The organism is Paenibacillus odorifer (assembly GCF_000758725.1).
Classification (GTDB): domain Bacteria; phylum Bacillota; class Bacilli; order Paenibacillales; family Paenibacillaceae; genus Paenibacillus_AQ; species Paenibacillus_AQ odorifer.
On the sequence record NZ_CP009428.1, the window covers coordinates 3,997,486 to 4,015,947 of the forward strand.

Below are 18,462 nucleotides of genomic sequence, written 5' to 3' on the forward strand. Positions count from 1 at the left end.
CTGATTTAATGCAAATAAATACCGCTGGCAAATTCATTCACTACAAAATGTTTGTTATTCAGGTCGACAATAACCTCTCCATTAATCTGGAGATTATAAAAATAAATGTCCTTCACACCTCTTTCCTCGTCATAGCCGAATATACGGGAAGGATGGGTATTCTTCCCATTGTAGTGGATATCGCTAAATTCAATATTTTCGATACAGCGTCCTGGCACCGGATTATAGGTTTTATTCCACACCACGCGGACATCAAACAGCTGACCTAGTTCGAAATCCTCCACCCGGATATTTTTGAAAGTAACCTTACGAATGGTATTGTTGTCCCCTGCACAAATTGCCATAACGCCCCAATAATTTTCCTGCGGCTCGTGATGTTCAAGCACATCGATATTTTCGAACCAAATATTTTCTATAAAATCGCCATTATGTTGGTGATCACCATGAATACCGACATGTATGGCATGAGCGACGTCCGCCCAGAGTATGGAATCTTTAACCGTGATATGGCGTGTGTCTCCATAATACTCTCCACGACTGCCGTAAATGGCAATGCAATCATCAGAAGTTCTCAAGAACACATCATTAATATCCACATTTGAGCTAGCCATCATATCAATTCCATCACACCAGCCGCGTGTACTGAAAGCTTTGAAGTTATGAATGCGAATATGCTTAGACGCTCCGATATATATACTGTAATGCGGAGGATCAAGCGTGATGATCCCTTCGATCTCAATCTGTTCAGAATGCTGGATTTGAACGCCTCTTAAATAAGTGGTTTTCTCCATATCCGCCAAATACAGAACACCTCTGCCACGAACAACAACATTCTCAGCATGGTCAATCATTATGGATCCACAAAGGATCGCGCCTCCGGCAATATAAACGGTGGTCCCAGAAGGGATATGCAGCATTGGATTCTCGAATTGATGAAGCCCGGGCATAAAATATATCGTCTGACGCTCCCCGTTAGCCCTTTCTGACAAATGCTGAACTTGTTCTGCGATAGCCGCAAATTGATGTATTCCTGGTTGGACAAGCACTACATTATCATCGTCATGTCTAGGAGGGGCTGTCTCCAAGGGGTTGGCAAAAAGATGCAAGTTACTAAAACGTTCTCCATTGATTTCAATGGAAAGCTTACACGGGTGCTCCAATGTGAACAAAAGGGTATTCTCTTCGATTTGAAAGGAGATTTGGGATGCCAAAGGGCGAATAACCGCTTGTTCAATCTGTTGTTTTTTACAATGAACAGAGACCTCCACCGTGCCATCCATATCAAAATAAACCATCGATGTCGACCGAACCTGATGCATATCCACCTTTGCTTCAAAAACAAACAGAGATTGCCATACCCCACCAGGCTCTCTTACGCTTACTGTAAAATCGTCTTTCCCCAGGGCTTCATTCGGCTGCTCATAAATAATTAATTCGCTCATTTCAACCTCCGTTATCTTAGAATCAACTCTCTTAAGGGTTTAATAAATAGGCTGGAGCAAGCTTTTGCTCCAGCCTATCATCCAGTACTAATCAGCGGGCAACCGCTCTATTTACGATCCGCCAACACTTTATTTACTTCATCCGTTACTTCCTGACCTCCGGCTTTTAGCCAGCTATCCTTGAAATTATCAAAATCTTTACCCGTGTTCGCTTCTCCTGTAATCGCCTTGATAACAAACGTATCTTGTAACGTCTTCAGATTGCCCCAATACTTGGGTTTGCTTGTCAATACCGCTGGGCCTAGTACATCAAGCAATGGTGTAACACCTGGAGTGATCTTGTCTCTCAAATCTAGCAATTCTTGTTTTACCGTATGTTTTTCCATTGAAGTGTCTGTGGAGCTAAGTGGATTATAGAAATTGCCCGCTCCCATCTTCGGAGCACTAACCTCTTCATCCGCTTTTGGAATGGCAAGGTCCCCTTCCATATCATAGCTCACCCCCAATTGACCGAAACCTGTCAGCAGAAAACCTTCGGAATCCGTAGACACATATTCAAGAATTTCCATAATTTTATGGCGTTTTTTCTCATCCTTTTCGAGTTGAACACCGAACAATACTGGCGCCTGTCTTGCACCATACGCGAATGAATAAGCAACGCCATCTGGAGCTGTAAACGGCTTGCCAGGCACGAATATTTGACCTTTCTCTAGACCAGGTTTTGCGACAAACCCAGATTCTTTATAAAAATTGCCCCACTTCCCGTTATCCACCATACCCACTTTTTGATCAGCAAATTTAATATTGATTTCGTTATTGTCACTAGTTATGAATTCAGGATCAATCAGACCCGCTTTGTACCATTTGCTCAATAACGCCAATGCTGATCGTGTCTCTTCTGTAACGCCTCCATAAACTACGTTCCCGGAAGCATCCTTCTTGAATTGATAAGGGGAAACAGCATAGGCTGAGAACACACTTGTGAACAATTGTTCTGGAAGCTTGCCGCGGCCGATTAAGCCGTAAGTATCTTTCTTCCCATTTTTGTCCGGATCTTCATTAACAAATTTGGTGAGTACATCTTCAAGCTCTTCCAATGTCTTGGGTGGTTCTGAGTAGCCAATATTTTTCAGCCAGGCTTCATTATAGCCCGGAATAAATCCATCAAGACCACCTGGCCAAATTTTCGGGATCCCCCAGTTTTTTTCGTTGTATAAGCCTACGCCCCATGCCCCGGAATCAACGGAATCCAATGCTGCTGCATATTTCGGCATCAGGGATTCAATTTCAGCCTTATCAATTGTCGCAATGATCCCTTGATCTGCCCATTGCACCATATCCGTTTCGTTTGCATCGACCGGGAAGATATCAGGAATATCTCCAGAAGCTAGAAGCACCGAAAATTGTTCTTTCCAAGTTCCACGTTCCAATTTAATATTTTTGATTTTTACATTAAATTTCTTCTCTAGCTCGGTTTGCACATAGTTACCGTCTTCTTCTGGCGTATTAAAGTTGTTCGCCCAAATAATTTCAATCGGAGCTTCAGCTGCTGATGTCCCCCCTTGACCTTGATTCGTAGGCTTAGCTTCGTTAGTGCTATTATTCGCCGCATTCCCGCCACAACCACTCATGACAAGTGAAGCCGATAGGGCTATCGCAGCAATTTCCAACCATTTCTTGGATGTATGCCTCATATTCTTTTATTTCCTCCCTTTTCTTGTTCATCTATATATTTAGACAGCTCGCGGATATAGCGGACTGTTTAAACCATTCTGAGTCTTCTAACCCTTAAGTGATCCAACCATAATTCCTTTGACGAAGAAACGTTGCAGGAATGGATAGATCATTAATATAGGCAGCGCTGTAAACATAATAATAGCTGCTTTGACCATTTCAGGAGCCTGCTCATTAGTAGGAAGTGGTAACATCGGATCTCCTTCGGCTGAAATAACAAGCCGTCTTAAGAAGAGCTGCAGTACAATCTTTGATTGATCCTGCATATATAACATTGCATCAAACCAAGCGTTCCAGTGCCCTACTGCAGTCCATAGGGCTAATGTTGCTAGAACAGGCTTCGACAGCGGAACAACAATCGTAAATAAGATCCGCATATCATTAGCCCCATCTATTTTAGCTGAATCCTCCAGTTCCTCCGGTATACCCATAAAGAAATTTCGCAGGAGCAGAAGATTAAACGTGCTGAGCAGGCCGGGGACAATATAAACCCATAACGAATTTATAAGCCCCAGACTTTTGATTAGCAGATAGGTAGGGATAAGCCCGCCGCCAAAAAACATCGTTACAACAATGAACATTGTATAAAATCCCCGGTGCGGCAAATATTTGCGAGACAGCGGATATGCTCCCAGTGACAGAAACACCAGTGTCAGAGCCGTTCCTACAACTGTGCGAAAAACCGTATTCCCCATCGTTTGCCAGACCGTATCAGTTGTCAGTACACGCTTCCAAGCAAAGAAGGAAACTTCTTTAGGATAGAAATGAATTCCCGGCCGAAGGGCCTCCGCAGGTGTGCTAAATGATATAGAGAGCACATGCAAGAAGGGATAAATCATCGTAATACAAAGAATGATTACAAATAGGATTAGAAAGACTTGGAATACTTTTTCACCAGTGGATAGCTTCAATTGTAGTTACTCCTTCCTTACATTCATTCATTAATAAAGACCTTCCTGCCCCATTTTTTTCGTTATGAAGTTTGCAAATAACACCAGGATAAGACCCACCACATTTTTAAATAATCCAACAGCCGTCGTTAGACTGAACTGAAAGTTTTGCAGACCTATCCGGTACACATAAGTATCTAACGTATCCGCCACTCCATATACTGCTGGTGAATAAAGTGTTAAGACTTGATCGAAGCCAGCATCCAGCACACTCCCTACCCGAAGAATAAGCAGAATAGCAATCACCGGCAGGATCGAAGGAATGGTGATAAATAACGTTTGTTTCCAGCGATTGGCTCCGTCCAGAACTGCAGCTTCGTACATTTGGGAATCAATGCTTGCTAATGCAGCTAAGTATATAATCGTTCCCCAGCCGATTTCCTTCCATATTCCTGACATAACGAGCGTAAAGCGGAAATATTTCTCGCTGCCTAAAAAGTAAATGGGATCAAAGCCGAGCCACTGAATAATATAATTGACCACACCCGAATTCGGAGATAACAAAGTGATCAATATCCCTCCAATAACGATCCAGGATAAGAAATGGGGTAAATAGGATATCGTCTGTGCAACCTTCTTGAAGAAAGAAAACCTAAGTTCGTTAAATAACAGCGCCAATATAATCGGTGCAGGAAAACCAAAGATGATATGGTAAAAACTGATAATAAGCGTGTTCTTAATAATTTTCCAAAAGTCGGGTGAAGCTGTGAACAAATATTCGAAATGCTTAAAGCCGACCCAAGGACTTCCCCAAATTCCATCACGAATAAAATAATCTTTAAAAGCCAGTTGAATGCCATACATCGGGCCATAAGCAAATACGGTATACCAGATGATCACGGGAGCTAGTAATAAGAATAAATATTTGTTTTTTTTGTATTGGCGCCAAGTATGTGTCCACCTCGAGACTTTCGGCTTAAGATTCTCTCCCTGTTTTTGAATGCCAGCAGTGCTTGCCGGGTTCATAGTTGTTTTCTCCTTCCGAATACGATTTTGCGTTAAGACTGTGTCTGAACACCCCTTACGTTAGGGTATTGTAAGCGCTTTTTCTATTGTAAATTCATTAAAATCAGTAAATTATCTTCGTATTGGGGCTATAATTTTTCAAACAAAAGAAAAGACAATCGCGAGACGATTGCCTTTTCCACATGGATTAGAGAATTATGCACTTGAATGGCTCGAATGGTTTGCATTGCCTGCGTTCCTATACTGGACCGGTGTAACTCCGTAACGTGTTTTGAATTTGTTGTGAAAATATTGCGGGTTACGATAACCCACCTGAGCAGAAATCTCAGCCACGGACAGCTGCTTATTTTCTCTTAATAAATCAGCCGCCTTCTCCAACCGCACTCGGGTTACATATTCAGTGAATGATTCATTCATAACGGTTCCGAACAAGGTAGAAATATACGAGGGCGCCAACGAAGCAACCTCAGATAATTTATTTAGCGATAAATCCTCTTGAATATTATCATCGATAAAGATTTTTAATTTATGAATGATCTCCGTATGTGCGTGATTACCTGACTCTTGAATATAAGCTGTAATTTGTGCTGATAAATCACGAATGGAATCAAGTGTTTCGGCCAACGTTTCCTTTTTGAACTCATCGAACAGACTGGAAGGCGAAACGATTTGTTGCAGATCAAGCTCAATAATGGTCTGATACAGAACCGTAACCAACTGAAGCAAGCCTAACTCAACCGTCTCCAATTGGACATCACCTTTCTCCAGGACCCTCTGGAAATCGCCCATAAACCTGTTCATCGTAACGTCATTGCCTGCCTTTAATGCATTTTTATAAAGATCAAAAGAGAATAAGTGTGGCGTAACATCGTTGAGCGGGATATGTGAATACCGCACAATAGCTTCCGAACCATAGATAAACCGATAACGATAGGCATGTAAGGCATTTTGATACGAAAAGGGGATTTCTTCAGGTGCCTGAACCTTCGATCCAAGCGCTGCTCCAAAGTGTAGTTGCTCGGGTAACCCATTTTTTATAAGCTCCAGCTCCTTCAATAATAAAAGCTCCAGCTCTTCGGGATCCTTGTTCAACTCACTGAAATAGATAATCGCCGCTTCCTGCGTATTCAAGCTGACGAATTTATAAAAGCTATAGGCAGCATGCTGTTCATAAAAAGCCCTGAATTCCTCGCAATCTCCCTTGGTTATACGAATATAGCTAGTCATGTAATAACATTGCAAAGGTAAATAATCGTAGTAATCCGAGCCAACACCTGCACCTAATACCAGATTTTTTAGTTCATTCACTTTAGCTTTAGATTCTAAGGTTTCGATTTTTTGACCTAGCTTTGAGATTGTACTACCAATAATAGCAAACTCATTTTGCGAATAGTTTACGGTGCCTGGATGATAAAAGCTGCGAACATTGTTTACAAGCTTCTTCATAGGAACATATACACGTTTGGAGATCAAATAAGCGAATAGAAGCCCAATTAACAATACCAGGATACAGCTGATAAATATTTGACTCTTCAGCTGCTTTGATGAGGATACAAATGAATTCATAGGCCGTATTAATACGTATTTCCATTGATTATTCGAGGTTTGGTCATTTTTAAAAGACAACACATATTTGTCGCGTTTATTATAATGAATTTCCTTATTATTCCCCGCTGACTCCATCCATTGCTTAGCAGTCTTAAGCCCCTCTTCGACGTTCGAGCCCGTATGGATAATAGGGCTGCCCTTTTCATCAAAAGCATATAGCTTTTCCATCGGCGAGCTCATCGTGCTGGAAATCATTTTATTGATGTATTCTAAGCTAACGTCAATATACATGGTTCCGGTTGATGTTTTTGATAAAGCGCCATAGGGAAGGGCGATTGCGTAAGTCAACACCTCTTCTTTATCCGATAACGTTCTATAAGTCCAGCGGTTTAAGGCTGGTGTAACTGATGTTTTTAAGAAGGAAGCATCTGGAGAATTGTCCAGCTTCGAATAAAACTGGCTGTTATCGATGATATAATTACCTTTCTCGAAGTATGTGGATATTTTGTAAACGCCTTCATTAGTAAGCTTGAAAATTTCGAGATCCTTGCGAAAAGCTAATATTCTGCTCGTATTACCTTCCCATTCACTGTCCAGTAAATAATTCAGCATAGATTGATTCTCTAACGACAAGGTAGACACTGCTCGGTTGCGGATACTGTTTTCGTATTTTTGCAGCAGTGTATTTTCCACAAAATCACTTGAAGTCATCAGTCGTTGCTTGCTGTCTCTGGCAATCTCATCCACCATTAAGCGATTAGCCTGAACATACAGATAACTGCCCACAAGTCCGATTAAAACAACGGCTAATAATGTGAATGAAAAAATCAGATGGGTAAACAATGTGCCTCCATTTCTTAGTCTGCCGCCGATCTTCATCACAAGCCCCCCTTTAGTTCATAACCCTATCTCTGTAACTTTCTAAATTGAAAGCATTTATAATTAAAGATACTAAAATACACCAACTTTAGCCATTATAAAATCTTCTGTTTAAAGATAACGCATCTTATAAAACCGAAAAAAACAGGCTTCCCCGAAATTAATCGCTGGAAACCTGTTTATTAACCTATACGAGATAAAAGTAACTTCAATGCCCCCGCTCCCTTTTTAAATATTCCTTCACCCATGTAATCCATTCTAACCTGTGTGTATACACAAGGATTACAAAGCTCCCAAGCCATACCCATAGGATAGGAGCAGACCACTTACTGATGCACAAATAGACAAAAAGGAGCAGCATTCCGCTAACCACTTGCACACCATCCGAGACAAGTGAATTTCCTCTGCTTTTGTACCCGCTGCCGAGCACTTTCAACACTGCAAGGATGACCGCTAACGCTAAAGAGGCTTTGAATCCTGTCAATGCACTCCATACCCCAAAGGTTACGGCAATCGCCTTCCCTCCTTTTCCTTTAAGAAATGGAGAGAAGGCATGACCCGCAACAGGAGCTAAGGCAAGCGGAATAATGAAATAACCCTGACTATAATGGCTTCCCATTACCCATAAAAGAGGCAGATATCCTTTTAAAAAATCCAACAACACCCCAAAAATTCCGAATTTATACCCAGATGACTTCCAGAGATTCAAAGCCCCCGGATTACCGTCGCCTATGACCTTTAAATTATTTTTACGCGCTAACCCAAGCCAATAGGAAAACATAAGAGATCCCGACAAAAATAAACCCGCGACCCACAATATGATCATTAGTCCCTATGTCCTCCCACCTGGATATGCCTTCCTTTCCAGCTTACATGCCTCAGAAAAACGACCTGATATATCGAATAAAGCATAATCAAGATAAAGAAAAGAGTAGCAACCACGTGAAATACTGGAATGACGATGCCAAAAACCCCTACATATTTAATAAAATAAAAGAGCTGGAACATATAAAGGAGATAACCAAAAAGTAACGGCAATCCCCAAGAAGTATTCGCAAAAATAAACACAGTTTCTGAGATGATGAGCCCGACCACCCAAAGTGCAATTGGAATAATCGTCCGCGGGCTTAAGGTTGAGGTGCTTAAGACAGCCCCTTTACTGAAGCCTTCAATTTCACTTTTTATCCCCTTCGGATACATACGAAAAGATACTAAGCCATAACCGATAAAATTCCTAATGGGAACACCTGCCGCGATAAACTTCTCTCCTAAAGACAAATCATCCAGCACTTCAGATTTAATGCTTTGATGTCCATTAACTTTTTCATAATCCTGCCTTAAAGCTAGAATACACGAACCGTATAATCCTTTTTTGGCGTTATTCTTTTCAAAAATAGATGTGAATGTGAAGATCCCCAGCATATTCATAATTAAGGCAAGTTTCTCAAACAGCTTTTCTGTATGATGAAAAGGAACTACCGAAATGACACCTTTCGATAGCTCCCTTGCTTTTAATAATGAGGCCAGAGCGTTAGGCTTTAACCGGATATCTGCATCCAGAAAAGCAAAAATATCGCCCGAGGCTTGCAAATATCCATTCCATACTGCCCAGCTCTTGCCCGTCCATCCCTCAGGGAGACTGCTATTTGCAATAACCTTAACTCCATAGCTTTCGGCAATTTCCTTGGTCCGATCCTCCGAGAAGTCATCCACAACAATAATTTCATAGGGGGTAATGGTTTGGAGCTGGAGTGAGTCGAGCAGAAAACGCAAATTATATTCTTCATTCCTTGCGGGGATGATGATGGACAATTTCTCCGGTCCTTGAAAATATTCTTGATCAGCGGCCAATATATTCTTTCTAAACAATATAAAACCGGAGAGACATCCAACACCTATAATAATTAACAACCACATGTACAGCTCCCCCCTCCTATAGCTATATATATGAAGGGTTAGTCCGTAATATATTCAATTCAAATTTAACCGACATTTACTTTTGCTGAGTAATGATTAAGCTTTTCTGTACACAAGAGCATAACGATGGCAAAAAAAACGATCATCGCAGGAAAAATACCCAGCGTGAATTTCGAAGCTAATAAGCCGATAAAAGGCGGCATCAGCGTGGTGCCGGTATAAGCTGTTGCCATCTGAAAGCCCATAATTGACTGAGCATGTCTCTTCCCGAATCGTACAGGGGTTTCATGTAGCATACACGGAAAAATGGGGGCTAACCCTAAACCTATAATCATAAATCCTACAAGTGAAACTATAGTTGGAAGCGGCAATACTAACAGCACCGTACCGATTAAAGCAATGAGTTGACCATATCGAATTAGCTGTTTATTACTCATTTTAAAAGTAATGAAACCCGTCACCATTCTACCAAAGGTAATCCCTAGATAAAAAAACGATACCCATGTCGCTGCAGTTGATGCAGGAATATCTTTAATGTTTACAAGAAAGCTGCTCCCCCATAACCCCATACTCGTTTCTATGGCAGAATAAAATAAAAAGGTTAACATCGCTAGCTTCACCCCTCTTAATTTCCAAGGTTTTGTGTTCTCTCCGGCATGCTCTAGCTCCGGATGATTGAACTCGGGATCACTTTCAGCATTCGGGTGGTTATTACTCCCAGCCACTCTATCCCATAAAGGCAGTGTAACGAATAGAATAATGACTAAGCTCAATTGTATGTAAGCAACCGTAAGATAACCTTGCCGCCATAGACCTTCACCAGAGATAAAAGAGCCCATAATAATAGGACCCAGCGTGGCGCCCACTCCCCAGAAACAATGTAACCAACTCATATGATGGGCTTTATAGTGCGTAGCAACATAACTATTTAATCCGGCATCTACAGATCCCGCACCTAAACCGAGTGGAATCGCAGCAACAATTAACCACACTAACGAAGGTGACCATGCAAAACCAAGCAACGCTACAGCAGTCATGATGCAGCTAACAAGAGTCACTTTCCCCGTACCAAAACGTTTAAGGATAATGCCACTCATCAAACTGGACACTATTGTGCCTACTGCAATGACCATCGAAAGAATTCCAGCCGTACCTAATGAAGCATTTAAGTCCATTCTCATCACTGGCCAAGCGGATCCAAGCAATGAATCTGGCAAGCCTAAACTAATAAAGGCTAAATAAATAATAATAAGAAAAAAAGTTGCCATAGTTATCTCCTTAATTGTTCTCATCTATTTGTTGTGAAACTAATAATCCTAATCCAAGACTTTGTAATCCATTCAGATAATCACGCTTCAAGTTACTCACCGCTAACGCTGGAAGATGCTCCTTCGGAACGTATGTGGCACTTCGCTCAGCGATTTGATTAAGCATAGCTGGAGCTAATTCATCCTCACAAAAAATAATATAATGCGGATTCAAAATAGAAGTCATAGTAGCCACTAATCGACTAATCGCATCCACGCTTTGATTCGATTGCATATTTGATCCACCAGGATCTCCAGTTAATGCCTCTATGAAATTTCTATTGTCATACTGGGGCAAGAATTGAACTTCCCCTGAAAAAAACGTCTTTCCTCGCACAATTTCACCATTGACCGCGATCCCAGCTCCCGGACCATTTTTCCCTAAATACAGATACATTAGAGAAGTATTCTCTTTCAAATTTCGTTGCGTCATATAGCCGATTACAGCCGCATTCATATCATTTTCCACGATTGTCGGAATGGATAGTTGATCTTCTATGTGTTTTCTCAAATCTAAATTCTGATATTTCTCATAACCCGGAATCAGAAAAATCTGCCCATGATTCACCGCACCTGGAACTCCAATAGCCACAGAATGGATTTTAGGATTGGCCTTTTTTTCATCTTCAATAAGCGTGACCAGTTTACTAACATCTTCCTCAAGAATACTGGGCAAACTCCCTTCTTTGATTACCTCACCAATGCAATTATAGATGGTATAATTCGTTTCATTTTTTTCCAAAAAAATAGCCATACCTAACCGATAATTCGGATTGTAGGCATATCTTATTGCCCTTCTTCCACCACTTGACTCATCCAGACCGCTGACCGTTATTTCCCCTGCCTCTTCCATCTGCATTAGAAATTTACTTATCGTCGGGAAACTATATTGTAATTTATGGCTTAACTCTGCCTTCGTTGCTTTTCCTAGTTCTAATAATGCTGTTCGAATATTTCGGATAATTTCAGATTTCATTTGCAGTGAAGGAAGTCGTTTCTCACTCGCCATGGCTCTCCCACCTATAGTCATACTGACTTATTAAACGCATTTAATAAGTCAGTATGACTATAGCAGCAATTAGATCTATCGACAAGTTAATTCTTGAATGAAGACCCTTCAGTAGGGGGTAGATTGAATCAAGGAGGGAGCGTCGACACAGCAAAAAAGAGGGGTAGCCCCCTCTTAGTATTTTTGCATATTCCGTTTCTACTTATTGAAACTATCTACTCTTATTTCTCATCTAACCACAAAATCGCTGTAACGCCACGCGGATAATATTTACTGCCCGTGATCTCACCGGAAATAATCTGATCGCTCCAGCTCCAAATCGACAACTCCGGATGGGTAAGCCAAGCTACGTGAGCACGATCCGCTGCCGCTCCCCGTTCCTCCCATTCCAATCCCAGAATGCTGCGGGCGATGAACTGGGAGAGATAGATTTTGCTGAGCCAGCTATTGTTGCTAGTTGAGGAGATTTTCCAGCCTCCGTCTTCGAATAAGCATACTCCCGGCTGTAACACCGCATGCAGATGCTTGTCGAGTGCGCCAATATAGGCGGCGAACCGTCCATTACGATCAAGAGCTTCTTTGCAGCCTGTAAAGTAAGGGAACACAAGGCCTTCGATAGCCGGAATGATCTTAGAGTCATTGCCTTCTCCAATGACAGCCGGAATATACCCGTCTGCTGTAACACTTGCCACCATTGTTGCGGCGCATTTTTCAGCCTGATCACCTGCTGTTTTGGACTGTTCCGCACGCCCAAGCTCTGCAAATATTTTCTCCATAGCCAAGTAAGCAGCCCAGCATTTTCCTGCCAGATAAATATTGTTACGAGCCTGACCTAAAGACACATCCAGACTGTCATACGTAGTAATTTCTGCTCCGCCCATCGTACGTGAGCTATCAAGCCCCATGACACCATTTCTTTGTTCAGGATCTGGATGATCGCGATTTACCATGCTATTCAGGCATTTCTCCATAATACTGAGATTACGTTCCATCCAACCCCGGTCGCCTGTATGCTCTACATAAGTTGCTGCACTCAGCACCCAGTTAACCAATTGTTCATGTGTCATATGTGAGAAACAACCATCAATGCCATAGACCTCATAAGCAGAATATCCCGGACGTGAAACTACGTTGGCTACACCCATATCATGTGTGAAGCTAATTCCACCCGGATACTCTGTATCATCACCCGGGAAACGCACCGTATCTTCGTAGCTGAATCTTTCCACGAACATATCCAGTTCATTACGTACAGTCCAAGGATTCAAACGCAGCTCATAAAATAACTGATCGACGGTAAGATCGAAGGTATTCATCATCCGGTATTCGCCTTCGTTGACGATCCAAAATGGCTTATTCTTGTAGTCCAGCAATTGCGTGGAGCCATAATAACTACGAATCGCATGCGCTAACATAAAGGTTTGATCTGCGGATAGGTCATCATGAGTAAATCTATCGTTAGCTTGCTCCGCTTCTTGCTTAAGGATATCAAATCTGGATAATGCATATTCAGCCACTGCCTCTATATTGTTGAAATAATGATTGTAGTAATAAGAAGCATCAATTCCTGAGGTGACATAACCTGAACGGTGAAAACAGATAGCAAAGCGGTAAGTTTCTTTTACTCTGGCTGGAACATCCATGATCAAAGCACCGACTCGTCCCAGCCCAAAGGTCCAATTCTCCTGCAGCTCCTCCGTTAGAATATCCTCCATTGTGAAGTGCAGTGCGGACTTTGCAGTTCCTTTTTCCGCAGCAATTGCAATAAATCTTCCTTGGCCAACGCCAGTAATCTCCGATGATACATCATCCAGTCTTCTCATTCCGCTATACACATCTGTTCCCTGAAAACCAAAGAATGCACGGCGCGAGGTTGCGGATGAGGTGTTGTCCACTTCGAGTTCAATTAGCACTGCAGGCAGCAGTACATCCTTCATTTCTTCTATAGAGGCAGTTTCTGGATCGGGTACAGAACGAACGGGGGACAGAATCCGGAAGGTCAAATCACCCGAACTCCAGCTGTCTGTGGCTATATGAAAATCTCTAGAAATCTCACGCTCTTGAAAAGGGAACAGAATATTCTCCTTGTCAGGATTAGGATCCGGATTCTCGATATCATAGCGTTTGCTCTCGTCCTCTCCTCCGATCTCATGAAATGGCAGTGTGTCATATCCCTTCCCATCAGCACGTTCTAATCCTATGAATATATTTTGTCTAGGTGGTTTTCCAATCTCCAGATCGAAACCTCCACTAGCTCCTTTGAATCCTAAAGTGAAACTCGCAAATGCACCGATCGGTGAATGATGGGCATTAAAAAATTGATTATGCGACATTAATAATAACACTCCTTCCAGCATGGTCCCGGATACTACCGGGCTATATCTCCATGTTATCGATCTTTCCGGAAGTGCAACAGGGTTAAAGCCTTCTATTATTTGGGCAAATCAAACATCAACAAAAACCTATGTTATAATGAAGCCAAACTTTACAGTAAAAGAGGATTGAAATGATCTCGAATGATCCCGCTTTTCATAATTCTATTGATGGCCAGATGGCTCCAGACATTCAAGCGGCTTTCCATATCTTCGCCGCGCATTGGAGAAAAGTAAATCCGGATTGGCAATATCCCGTACACACTCATCCCATGTTTGAGATTAACGTTGTACTGCAGGGTGAGCAACATATGACGGTCGGCAATAAATCTTTTATCCAGCAAAGCGGTGATATTTTATTCATTCGTCCCGGTGTAGAACATAGCAGCCTCGGTTCGAATGCTAGTCGTGACATGACTTATTACTGCCTGCATTTTGATATTGATGATCTGATTTTACGGCGAGCATTATTAACAGCAGACGCTGTTAGTCTAAGTGGGAATACCCCGGAGCTGCGAGCCATTCGTTCCGCTCTAGATGTGATCATTAATTCTTCCATTCTGTCAGAGTCAAAGGACACACACAGAAATCGTCTGATTACATTGCATGCTTCGCTGCAACTTCTAACCGCGCTCAGCGGCTGGGTACTTTCGGAAATGCCCCTTCTGACAGATACTGAGGCTACGGAAAATACCGTCGCTCTAGCTAACGCGATCGAAGGACTGCTGCAAGAATCTGTCTCCACCGCTGCAAGCACAGGCGAAAGAGGCGGCGGTATTGAGCACATTGCGGCAAAGCTTGGATACAGTACAACTCACTGCAATCGTGTTTTTCACCAAATTTATGGCATGTCGCCAAGACAATATTTATCCCGCTTGATCATTCGTCACGCCAAACTGCTGCTAATGGATAATAACCTATCTGTCGAATCGGTCGCCCACCGGCTGGGGTACCGGGATGTGTCCCATTTCAGCAAGCAATTCAAACGCTGGACAGGTCTCCCGCCAATGGGCTACCGCCGTTTAACCGCGAATCCAAATACGCTTTAGTGATTGTTTCGCTTACAAAAAAAGGGATGTACCCCGCAGCCCACTAAGTGATTACAGGATATATCCCTTTTATGAATTAACCCTTCGTTGCACCAGACGCAATCCCCTTAACAAAATACTTCTGCAAAGCGATAAACACAATCAGCACAGGTACAACCGACATTGCTGTTCCTGCAAAAATCATATCCCAACGTGAGGAGAATTCTCCGATATAACGGTAAATTTCCACGACCATAGTTTTAGCCTGTCCTGAAGGCAATACCAGCATCGGCATCAGGAAATCATTCCAGATTCCAAGTCCGTTTAAGACCACCATACTGGCTGTGACGGGTCCTAGCAGCGGGAAAACAATTTTCCAGAATATCGCATAACGAGAACATCCGTCGATCTCCGCCGCTTCTTCAATTTCTCTAGGAATGCCTTTGACAAAGCTTGTATACAGCAGGCATCCAAACCCCACCGCACCGGCTACATAAATTAGAATTGGACCGGCAAGGCTGCCGTATAACCCCAGCATTCTAAGCTCTTTAAACAGAGGAATCATATACGCCTGAAAAGGGATCATCATTCCTGCTAAAAAGTAAACGAATATGAACCGAGTCCATCTGGCATTTCTGCGTTCAATTGCGTAGCCCGCCATCGGAATAATCAAGACCTGTGCCGCAATAGAAACTGCTGTCAAAATCAGACTATTCAGAATAGCCCGTGGAAACTCTGTTTCGGTTAACAGATATTTAAAGCTGTCCAGATAAAGGGTTTTCGGAAAAGCGATTGCATCCTTCATAATCTCTGCATTACTCTTGAAGGCTGACATTAAATTAAAGAAAATAGGAAAGAAAAAGATAATAGCCACTAATAATGTAACAATGAAAAGTGCGATTTGCCCAACTCTTTTGCGTGTCTGCATCGTCATCTTAGAGCTGCACCTCCCGCTTCTGGAGAACCTTCACTTGGAAGACTGTAATGATGAGTATGATTAAGAACAAGACCATCGCCAGTGCAGTACCAAAACCTTGTCTTAATTCACCAAACCCGACTTTATAAATAATATAAGTTAATGTCTCCGTCTCAAAGCCCGGACCACCATCGGTCATGACGGCAATCTGATCAAAAATCTTCAAGGCGCTGATCATCGATAATACCATACATACAGTCATTGACCCCGCAAGCAGCGGAAAGGTAATATGCCGGAACTGTTGCCAGCCCCCTGCCCCATCAATACTGGCCGCCTCATTTAATTCCTGCGGAATGCCTTGCAATCCAGCGAGGTAAATGATCATATAATAACCCGCGCCTTTCCAAACGGTAGACAAAATAATCGACAGCATCGCATATTTAGGATTGCCCAACCAATCCACAATCCAGCTTCCGAGTCCAACAGACTCCAGGATCTGATTAAATACACCAAAGTTGTAATTCAGGATCATCGCCCAGACGAAACCCATTACGATCCCACTAAGCAACGTAGGGAAATAAAATACACTTCTGAATAAATTCCGGAACCAGCGTACCTTATCGACCATCATAGCCATTGCAATTGCTGCAATATTCTCTAGAACAACAAGTGAAATGGTCATGATCATCGTATTTTTCAGTGCGTTATGCACCCTTGGACTATTCCAAATTTCCACAAAGTTAGCGAAGCCGATATACCTTACGTTTTCGCTAATGCCATCCCATGAGGTGAAGCTTAAATAGACACTCCCAACCGTTGGGACGATAACGAACAAGGTGTACAAAATAAATGATGGTAATATGAACAGCAGAGCGTAGGACTGCCATTTTTTCCTTTTCTTTTTCTGCTGCACAGTGCCTATCAATGACTTGTCAGCATTTACTGCGGATGTAGCCATGGCTACTCTCCCTCCCTTAAAGACCGCGCTTGTTAAAAAGAGAACCTCTGCAGCAGCAGAGGTTGCTCGATCAGGCGCTGCTCTTACATCTGATTAGCTTTCACTTGGTTGTCATACTCTGTATCCGCATCTTTCATGTACTTCGCTACATCTCCATCTTTTACCACGAGATCCTGCAACAGCTTGTAGTACCAGTTACGGAACTGTGGAGGGATTAGATTGTCTCCCCACCAGTTATTGATCGCCAAGGATTTCACTACATTCGGGTCAGCAATAAGATCCAAAGCCACTTGCATTTGTTCACTTGTGTCATAGGTTACTTTCTCTTTTGTTGAAGGAATCGCATTTATGGTTGCTAAATAGTTCGAATACTGTTCTGGGGCGAAGAAGAAACGGATAAAGTCTTTGATGGCTTCTGTTTTGTCTGCATCCTTAGCGGCTTCAGCCGATAAAGACCAGCCTGCAGGTGACGGAAGACCTATGACATTGATTTTCCCTTCACGGTCAGGAAGAGCATAGAAGCCAAATTCAAAGTTCGGGTCCGCTTCAGCGATTTGTGTAAACATCCACGTACCGGAGTACAATTGTGCTGCTTTGCCAGAAACAAGAATCGAAGCGGTCTGATTGTCGCCCGTGCTGAGCCAACCTTTATCTACATAATTCTTGAACAATTCTTTGAAGTCCGTTATGCCTTGAACTACATTAGCATCTGTGAAGCTGACCGTTTTAGCGGTACGTTTGGAATTCCAATCTGCATCTTTCGAGTAGACCTCATCAATCAGGAATTTGTTAACCCAGAAACCCATATGGAAAATATCTTTTCCACCTACTACAATCGGAGTAATGCCCGATGTTTTCAATTTCTCTTGGATGGCGATGAATTCGTCATAGGTTTTTGGAAGCTCGGTGATCCCTGCATCCGCATATGCTTTTTTGCTGTAGATAATCCCTTGGGGAGCGTTCACTTGCAGCGGTGCGTTCCACACCTTACCATCCACTTGTGGTGGGGCTTCGAACAAATCTAGCAGATCGGAAGGCAGCTCTACAATCTTACCCGCATCGGCAAAAACTTCTGTATCACGCATTTCCACCAGGTCCGGGAATTCACCCACAGCATCCTTTGTTTTAAGCCAATCAAGATAGGCAGCGGATGAAGTTTCGCTCAAATCTTTAATAGTGACATTCGGATTAGCTGCTGTAAACTTTTTGACCGTATCTGAGATTGCTTTTTTGGTGGCCGGATCTCCGGAGGCGTAACCTATCGTAAAGCTAACCTCTTTTTTGGTCTCTTGCGGTGTATTTGAAGGCGTTTCGGATGCTGGCGTATCGGTTGCCTTACTCCCTGCATTATTATTATTTCCACCGCAAGCAGTCAAAACTGTTGTAGTGGCGAGTAACAATACGGATAGTTTCATCATTGTTTTTTTGTACATATC

Annotated in this window: 14 protein-coding genes; 1 reads left to right on the plus strand and 13 read right to left on the minus strand. The window is 42.5% G+C overall.

What is annotated here, in order from left to right; translation table 11 throughout:
* Positions 1 to 5 precede the first annotated feature (5 nt).
* From PODO_RS17335 to PODO_RS17380, 10 genes are all read right to left on the minus strand, one after another.
* Positions 6 to 1,442, minus strand: a complete 1,437-nt coding sequence (locus tag PODO_RS17335; RefSeq protein WP_038571805.1) for a glycosyl hydrolase family 28 protein — start codon at positions 1,440 to 1,442, stop codon at positions 6 to 8.
* Between the two features lie 107 nt (positions 1,443 to 1,549).
* Entirely contained in the window at positions 1,550 to 3,136 is a 1,587-nt protein-coding gene (locus PODO_RS17340; protein WP_036688263.1) for an extracellular solute-binding protein, read from the minus strand.
* Between the two features lie 87 nt (positions 3,137 to 3,223).
* Positions 3,224 to 4,087 carry a carbohydrate ABC transporter permease gene (locus tag PODO_RS17345; protein WP_038571808.1) on the minus strand — a complete coding sequence of 288 codons (864 nt, stop codon included), beginning with the start codon at positions 4,085 to 4,087 and terminating at the stop codon, positions 3,224 to 3,226.
* A 30-nt stretch (positions 4,088 to 4,117) separates the two neighbouring features.
* Complete coding sequence (locus PODO_RS17350; RefSeq protein WP_036688267.1) at positions 4,118 to 5,092, minus strand: ABC transporter permease; 975 nt, start codon at positions 5,090 to 5,092, stop codon at positions 4,118 to 4,120.
* A gap of 195 nt (positions 5,093 to 5,287) precedes the next feature.
* On the minus strand, positions 5,288 to 7,519 hold the full coding sequence (locus tag PODO_RS17355; RefSeq protein WP_038571811.1) for an AraC family transcriptional regulator: 2,232 nt from the start codon (positions 7,517 to 7,519) through the stop codon (positions 5,288 to 5,290).
* Positions 7,520 to 7,727: 208 nt separating this feature from the next.
* On the minus strand, positions 7,728 to 8,345 hold the full coding sequence (locus PODO_RS17360) for a glycerol-3-phosphate acyltransferase (RefSeq protein WP_038571813.1): 618 nt from the start codon (positions 8,343 to 8,345) through the stop codon (positions 7,728 to 7,730).
* A complete protein-coding gene (locus tag PODO_RS17365) occupies positions 8,345 to 9,436 on the minus strand; it encodes a glycosyltransferase family 2 protein (RefSeq protein WP_038571814.1) in 1,092 nt (363 codons plus the stop codon). The genes PODO_RS17360 and PODO_RS17365 overlap by 1 nt, the downstream gene beginning before the upstream one ends.
* A 65-nt stretch (positions 9,437 to 9,501) precedes the next feature.
* Entirely contained in the window at positions 9,502 to 10,704 is a 1,203-nt protein-coding gene (locus PODO_RS17370; protein ID WP_038571815.1) for an MFS transporter, read from the minus strand.
* Positions 10,705 to 10,714: 10 nt separating this feature from the next.
* Positions 10,715 to 11,752: an ROK family transcriptional regulator gene (locus PODO_RS17375; RefSeq protein WP_038571816.1), complete on the minus strand. Its 1,038-nt coding sequence runs from the start codon at positions 11,750 to 11,752 to the stop codon at positions 10,715 to 10,717.
* A 221-nt stretch (positions 11,753 to 11,973) separates the two neighbouring features.
* Positions 11,974 to 14,085 carry a glycoside hydrolase family 52 protein gene (locus tag PODO_RS17380; protein WP_038571817.1) on the minus strand — a complete coding sequence of 704 codons (2,112 nt, stop codon included), beginning with the start codon at positions 14,083 to 14,085 and terminating at the stop codon, positions 11,974 to 11,976.
* A gap of 173 nt (positions 14,086 to 14,258) precedes the next feature.
* Between PODO_RS17380 and PODO_RS17385 the strand changes: the two genes are divergently transcribed.
* Positions 14,259 to 15,173, plus strand: coding sequence for a helix-turn-helix domain-containing protein (locus PODO_RS17385; protein WP_038571818.1), 915 nt, complete (start codon positions 14,259 to 14,261; stop codon positions 15,171 to 15,173).
* A 76-nt stretch (positions 15,174 to 15,249) separates the two neighbouring features.
* On the opposite strand, the gene PODO_RS17390 is transcribed toward PODO_RS17385, so the two are convergent.
* From PODO_RS17390 to PODO_RS17400, 3 genes are all read right to left on the minus strand, one after another.
* Positions 15,250 to 16,086: a carbohydrate ABC transporter permease gene (locus tag PODO_RS17390; protein ID WP_174890042.1), complete on the minus strand. Its 837-nt coding sequence runs from the start codon at positions 16,084 to 16,086 to the stop codon at positions 15,250 to 15,252.
* Between the two features lies 1 nt (position 16,087).
* Positions 16,088 to 17,026 (minus strand): carbohydrate ABC transporter permease, encoded by a 939-nt coding sequence (locus tag PODO_RS17395; protein WP_038571821.1) that lies wholly within the window; start codon positions 17,024 to 17,026, stop codon positions 16,088 to 16,090.
* An 83-nt stretch (positions 17,027 to 17,109) separates the two neighbouring features.
* Entirely contained in the window at positions 17,110 to 18,459 is a 1,350-nt protein-coding gene (locus PODO_RS17400; RefSeq protein WP_036688291.1) for an ABC transporter substrate-binding protein, read from the minus strand.
* Positions 18,460 to 18,462: the final 3 nt, after the last annotated feature.